General features: G+C 41.8%; 4 protein-coding genes. 3 read left to right on the top strand and 1 reads right to left on the bottom strand.

Going from position 1 to position 6,105, the window contains the following annotated elements; all coding sequences use genetic code 11:
* Together V7K32_RS26595 and V7K32_RS26590 are read left to right on the top strand one after the other, a co-directional pair.
* Positions 1–613: hypothetical protein (locus V7K32_RS26595; RefSeq protein WP_442938809.1), on the top strand; the 613-nt coding region annotated here is incomplete at its 5' end.
* Between the two features lie 11 nt (positions 614–624).
* Positions 625–2,799, top strand: coding sequence for an AAA family ATPase (locus tag V7K32_RS26590; RefSeq protein WP_334997597.1), 2,175 nt, complete (start codon positions 625–627; stop codon positions 2,797–2,799).
* Positions 2,800–3,091: 292 nt separating this feature from the next.
* Here the strand turns inward: V7K32_RS26590 and V7K32_RS26585 are convergent, their stop codons facing one another.
* On the bottom strand, positions 3,092–3,760 hold the full coding sequence (locus V7K32_RS26585; RefSeq protein WP_334997595.1) for a hypothetical protein: 669 nt from the start codon (positions 3,758–3,760) through the stop codon (positions 3,092–3,094).
* Between the two features lie 270 nt (positions 3,761–4,030).
* On the opposite strand from V7K32_RS26585, the gene V7K32_RS26580 reads away from it, so the two are divergent.
* Positions 4,031–5,509, top strand: a complete 1,479-nt coding sequence (locus V7K32_RS26580; RefSeq protein WP_334997593.1) for an eCIS core domain-containing protein — start codon at positions 4,031–4,033, stop codon at positions 5,507–5,509.
* The last annotated feature ends 596 nt before the right edge of the window (positions 5,510–6,105 follow it).

Here is a 6,105-nt window from a genome sequence, read left to right as displayed (position 1 = left end):
TCAACTAGCAGAAATTCCATCCCTCAAGTCTGAGATAGAATCGCTCAAAAATTCCCATCAACTAACAGAAATCCAAAATCAACTAGCAGAACTTCCATCCCTCAAGTCTGAGATAGAATCGCTCAAAAATTCCCATCAACTAACAGAAATCCAAAATCAACTAGCAGAACTTCAATCTCTCAAGTCTGAGATAGAATCACTCAAAAATTCCCATCAACTAACAGAAATCCAAAATCAACTAGCAGAAATTCCATCCCTCAAGTCTGAGATAGAATCGCTTAAAAATTCCCATCAACTAACAGAAATCCAAAATCAACTAGCAAAAATTCAGTCCTTTAAAACAGAGTTAGAAGCAAATAACAAGGATAATGATCTAACTACACTTATTGAAATCACAATGCTGAAATCAGAAATAGAAAATCTGAAAAAACAGCCAGTATTCAAAACTCTCCAGACTCAAATTAGAGAGTTGCAATCTTTCAAGACAGAACGGGACTTAACGACAAATCAAGAGATAACTAGTTTAAAGATAGAAATAGAATCTCTCAAAACAAAAATGCAAAAAATTGCTTGGCTTGATGATAATAATCTATCAACTTGGTTGAGATTATAGTAACAAGAACAATGGAATATTATCCAACCTCAGTTGAGCATATTTTGGCAGAGCTAGAGAGAATTGACCTGCTGATTCGAGTCCAAGTCTGGAGAATGCAGCACATCCAGCCAAGTGACAATGAATTGCAGGGACTTCTCATTTCCGAACAAGAGATAGAGGAACTCCTAAGACAACCCATAGGTTTACCCCGTTGGGCAAATATTCCAACACCATTGTCTTCAATCGAGGTTCAAACTGCTCTAGAAGGAATGACTGCTGATATCGCTCAACGCCAAACTGGGAGTATTCAAAAAGACATCAAATTACGCTTGTATGAACTAGTTTGTCACTTTCAGCTCACACCACTTGACAGAGATACGCTATTAATTTGTTTAGCTCCAGAATTAGATTTGGGTTACGAGCGTCTTTGTGCTTATCTCCAAGATGACGTAAGAAAGAAGCGACCCTCTGTAGATTTGGTGTTAAATTTACTATGTGCAGATTTCAAAAGTAAGCTCTCAGCACGTCAACGTTTTCTGCCTACTGCTCCCCTACTCAAACATCAACTGCTGCATTTATTTGATGATTCGTCACAGCAGCAACCACCACTGCTGAGTAAATATCTCAAAGTCGATGAACGGGTAGTTAATTATTTACTTGGTAATGACGAACTCGACACCCGGCTTTTACCCTATGCTAAATACACCTGTCCTCAAGTAAAACTTGAAGATTTGTTACTACCACTGGAAATTAAAGAACGCTTAGGCTTACTAGCCTTGGAGAAACAAATAATTAAAACCAGACCAATATTTTACTTCCAAGGAACTTACGGAGTTGGCAAGCATACTACTGCCGAGGCATTTTGTCAGGAATTGGGAATTGGGTTGTTGACAGTAGAGTTAGAAAGACTATTATCAGCGGAATCGAGAGAATTTGAAACAATTATTGCTCTAGCTTACCGTGAAGCGGTGTTACAGTCAGTGGCTATATACTTTGAAGGTTTTGACGCACTTTTAGCTTCGGACAAAGCCGCTTGGCGGTTAGCATTACTGCACCAAGTGCAGGAAATGCAATTGCTGACCTTTTTAGCAGGTAACACTATCTGGGAACCATCTAATGCACAATCAGACTTGACCTTTTTGCGAGTGGAATTTCCTCTCCTGACAGCAGCCCAACGGGTAGAGTTATGGACGAGGTTTATAGGGGAGCAAGGCATTGCACCTTTACAGGATTTGGCTAACAAATTCCGTTTTAGTGGTGGACAAATTCGGGATGCGGCAGCTACAGCACGTAATTTAGCTTGTTGGCAAGATCCAACGCAAGGGCAGATAACTATAAATAACCTAATCGCTGCCTGTCGCTTGCAATCAAATCGCCAGTTAAGCGAAATGGCTCGCAAGATTACACCACGCTACAAGTGGTCAGACATTATCTTACCGGATGAGCAAAAAAATACAATACAAGAACTTTGTAATTATGTTAAATATCGTAGCTTGGTTTATGACGAGTGGGGTTTTGAGAAAAAGCTGTCTTTAGGCAAAGGACTAAACATTCTATTTGCAGGGCCTCCAGGAACAGGTAAAACAATGGCGGCTGAGGTTGTAGCAGGAGAATTGGAGTTAGACTTATATAAAATAGACCTTTCGGCAGTGGTCAGTAAGTATATTGGCGAAACAGAAAAGCACCTATCCCGCATCTTCCAAGAGGCAGAAACTAGTAATGCAATTCTCTTTTTTGATGAAGCTGATGCCCTATTTGGCAAGCGTACCGAGGTAAGTGATGCCCATGACCGCTACGCCAACCTTGAGGTCAGCTACCTCTTGCAAAGAATGGAGGAGTATAATGGCGTAGTGATTTTGGCGACGAATTTTCGCAAAAATATGGATGAAGCGTTTGTGCGGCGATTGCATTTTACCCTCGATTTTCCTTTACCGGATGAGAAGCATCGTCGCCACATTTGGCAAAACCTTTGGCCAGACGCTATTCCTCGTAGTGCAGAATTAGATTTGGATTTTATGGCGCGGCGTTTTGAGATTGCGGGGGGGAATATACGCAATATTGTGCTGGCAGCAGCTTTTTTGGCAGCAGATGATGGTGGGGTGGTACAAATGTGTCACTTGGTACGTGCGACTCGGCGGGAGTACCAGAAGATGGGGAAGGTGTTGATGGAGGGGGAATTTGGGGAGTATGTGGGGCAGTTGTAATTTTAGATTTTAGATTATTAGAGCAAAGAAAGCATTAAGAAGCAAAGTATTTATTTATAGACGAGGAAGGAGAATATGGAGTCAAAAACAATTCAAAATTCAAAATTACAATCATTGGGGGCTTAAAACCCGCCACTGATTGTAGGTGAAGCCTTCCCGCAGAATAGACCACTGATTTTTTGAATCGGTGGGGGCTTGTACCCAGAATTAATAAATTAAAAATTTTTATTTCTTTTTATTTTGAATTTTGAATTTTAAATTCAAAAACTGGTCAACGAACAAATTTAAATCTTTACGACCCCTCTGATGCTTGTTTAGCTTTCTCTTGCACATCTTGTGCCGCTTTTTGTGACGCTTGAGCAGCTTGATTAGTCATAGAGGTAGCAATGCTACTAATATCAACAGAAATAGGTGATGCTGGCCCAGTTCCAATCAAAACATTTGAACAGCCGCCAGTAATTTTATTTGGAGAACCAAGCGGTTCGAGAATTGTATTTCCCTCAAAGCAAGCTGGTAAGCCATTGATTAATACAGTGCTACTAGCATCAATTACTACGCCTACTCCGTGGGGAGGGATAGGAGAAGGAGTCATGCAAGCATGGAGATCCACAGTACCAAATGAACCTGATGCAGCAGTAGTGGCAGCAGCAGTAGAAGCACTAGTGGCAATCAAACTAGTCATTGATGTTGCAACAGCTGTCTTAGTAGCTTGTTCCGCAGCAAAAGCAACAACTTTAGCTGGAGGAAAGTTAGCAGCCTTAGTTAGTTGTTCAGCAGTTTGAACTAATGTATCAGCAACTTGCTTGGCTGCACTAACAATTGCTGCCTGAGCAGAAGGAAGACCTCGCCAAGCAGGTTTACCACCAATCATGACATTTGGGCTACCAGTAGTACCTGGTGTGAGAACTGGTGGCAAAGGATGTTGTACTCTATCCGTGATTCTAGCTGCTGGTTTTCCCATAAAATCCTCTGTGATTGCTGTTAATTCAATAATTTAGCAATTTAAAAAAATCAAGATGTTTTTAGTAGATTTATCTGTAAGATTATTTATAAGCGTTAAAAAACGTTCTTTCAGCTTTTACTTGATATTTTTGTTTAAAAAGCTCTAGGATTTTCAGATTATTAAATTTTGTTGCTTGTATTTAGAAACAACTAAAGTTTAGCACGGCAGAACTAGCATTTTATTATAGAAGATTGACAAAAAAATTAATTTACATTTGAGGATAATCTTATGTTCTATCGTCAGCAAGGGCAGATATTGCCCAAAAGCAATAAGGCTGTGCAAAAGCAGCCGACAACAATAGGAATAACAAATGATGTGCATTCGATAGTTCAAAGGGCGAAAGCTGATCCCAGTTCGCTAAGTGCAGATGAGGTCTTAACCCTTCAAGAGACAATAGGAAATAGGGCAGCGAATCGGTTGTTAGCTGCTCGAAGCACAACACAAGTGCAGGCGAAGCTGACGATTGGTGAGGTAGGGGATAAATACGAGCAGGAAGCAGATAGTGTAGCGCGTGAGGTAGTACAGCAAATTAATGCGCCTGCGGTATCAGGTCAAAGCGAAGCAGTACAGCGTCAGATGCCTGAAGACAAAGACGACCTCCAAATGCAACCGATAGTACAGCGTGTAACAAACGGTGGCATGGCTGCATCAGCAGATGTTGAAGCTGGGATACAACGGGCAAGGGGGGGTGGACAGTCCTTAGCAGATAACATCAGAGAACCGATGGAGCAGGCGTTTGGGGCTGACTTTAGAGATGTGCGAGTGCATACAGATTCTCAGGCTGACCAGTTGAATCAGTCAATTCAGGCGAAAGCGTTTACCACGGGGCAGGATGTGTTCTTTCGGCAGGGAGCGTATGAGCCGAGCAGTCGTGGGGGGCAGGAGTTGTTGGCACATGAGTTGACCCATGTGGTGCAGCAGGGTGGGGGTACGGTGCAAAGAGCAAAACAAGAACTTATAAATATCTTAGTCCCAGATCAAGGAAATCAAGCCTCTAACTCAGCAACTGAGCGACCAATAATTCAACGAGTGGTTTCCCAAAGTCCAGTCTTTCTACCGACCCAAGCCGAAATAGGATTTATTAATGCGCTTGATCAGCAAGTTGGTGTTGCGGAAGCTAGAGCCTCTCAAGTGGTACAACAAGTGGTACAACAAGCAAACGTACAGCCAACAGCCACTCAGCAAGCATATATCACCAACCCGACCCCTGCTCTATGGGGTATGTGCGTTGAGGAACAATTGAACCCCATAGCTCAGCAACTGGGATGGCAGACCCAAATGCGTATCGGAGCATCACGACCCGACTATCACCGTCTGGTTGGCAACACTCATGTGTGGGTGGATCTTACAACCCCCCTACAATCAGGCAATGCTGGATACCACATTACAACGAAGCTTTATGCTGGAGGAATCCAAGCTAACGCTCTGAATGATGTAGCTGCGGATATAACGCATCAAGGACTTAATCCGCTAGGACAACAACAGGGCGTAATTTTAAAAGGGAACGCAACGGATACACAAATGCGGCGCTTCCTTTTCTATAAGGAGTATATTATAAGCGGAGAAGACGTGGATTGGAACGAAGGAATGGATAAACTTCACGAAAAATATCCCAACATTACCCTTCATACTTTTACCCAGATATGGAACAGTCAAGAGCGAAGTAAGTTCGCGCAAGATGCAAGAAATTTGGCTAATATCCAATAAACCTATCTAATTCCAAAAGAAATATCTAAAGGATATTCAATCACAATACCTTTGCCAAAATAAGAGCCTACTAAAATTTTGGCAAAAATGGCAAAAAGACTGATACAAGGGCCTTTAGTTTACAAGGTAGCTTGAAGACTCAAACCCTTTACCATGCAGGTGATACGTAAAAAAAGCTGCGGTCAACCTTGAAGTAATTTTTAGGACTTATTGTTTTTGCCGAACCCAAGAGACAAGGGAGTTAATATATCAACTTACCCTCGTAAATTGGCGAAGGTATTGCAATCAACAACGGTCTTTCAGGTATAAAGCGAGTGCGATCGCTGATCTTGTAGGGTGCGTTAATGAAATGTAACGCACCATCTATATGCTGATTATCGGTGTGTTACGCTGACGCTAACACACCCTACGTATGAATGGATTTTACTTAAGTGCGTACCCATATCTTGTAGGGTGCGTTACTTCGTTAACGCACCGAACCAATCTCATGCAGCGTTACAGCCCACATTCCGCACTTCAATCAGTAGTATTAATAAACTACATTTAAATAAAATTCCAAATTATAATTTGGACTCCTAAGTAACCCTGAAAAAAAT

This window comes from Nostoc sp. (assembly GCF_036917635.1).
Lineage (GTDB): Bacteria > Cyanobacteriota > Cyanobacteriia > Cyanobacteriales > Nostocaceae > Nostoc.
The sequence above is the reverse complement of the archived record's forward strand: the minus strand, read 5'-3'. Positions and strand labels throughout refer to the sequence as shown.

Coding starts and splice junctions, on each gene's coding strand:
- V7K32_RS26585 (WP_334997595.1), bottom strand. CDS start 3,760: ATGGGAAAACCAGCAGCTAGAATCACGGATAGAGTACAACATCCTTTG.
- V7K32_RS26580 (WP_334997593.1), top strand. CDS start 4,031: ATGTTCTATCGTCAGCAAGGGCAGATATTGCCCAAAAGCAATAAGGCT.
- V7K32_RS26590 (WP_334997597.1), top strand. CDS start 625: ATGGAATATTATCCAACCTCAGTTGAGCATATTTTGGCAGAGCTAGAG.